Origin of the sequence: Mesorhizobium sp. M7A.F.Ca.US.014.04.1.1 (assembly GCF_003998745.1) — a bacterium.
Taxonomy (GTDB): Bacteria; Pseudomonadota; Alphaproteobacteria; order Rhizobiales; family Rhizobiaceae; genus Mesorhizobium; species Mesorhizobium ciceri.
On sequence record NZ_RZRW01001377.1, the window covers coordinates 1 to 559 of the forward strand.

A 559-nucleotide genomic window follows, 5' to 3' on the forward strand; every position below is an offset into this window, starting at 1 on the left:
GCTATCATGATTCCGATCGCCTTCCAGTTCGCGCGCCGGTCTAACATTTCACCCTCGATATTCCTGATGCCCATGGCATTCGGGTCACTGCTCGGCGGACTAATGACGCAGGTGGGAACATCACCCAACATCGTAGTGTCCCGAGTGCGAGAGGAGCTGATCGGAACCGCCTTCACAATGTTCGACTTCACACCTGTTGGAGCTGCCATAGCCGCTGCCGGAACGATCTTCCTGCTGTTTTTCTATTGGTTGTTGCCGGTGCGCGAAAAGCATGGCGGGTCACTGAATGAAGCCCTCGACATCAAGAATTACCTTACAGAGGCTCGAATTGTCGCCGACTCCACGGTGCTCGGGAAAACCGTCGCAGACCTCATGAAGCTCGCCGGGGGCGATGCAATCGTGACGTCGATCCTGCGCAATCGCACGATGCGGATGACGCCACTGCCCGACGTGGTCCTCAAGGTGGATGACATCCTGTTGCTCGAGGGCGACCCAGAAGCGCTGGATCGCCTTGTCTCCCAGGGCAGGCTCAGCGTGACCGGGGATAGGGGCGGTGGTG

General features: G+C 58.5%; 1 protein-coding gene. It reads left to right on the forward strand.

The genetic code is table 11. The features are described from left to right. Window positions 1-559: TrkA C-terminal domain-containing protein (locus EOA22_RS36635; protein WP_164756336.1), on the forward strand; the 559-nt coding region annotated here is incomplete at both ends.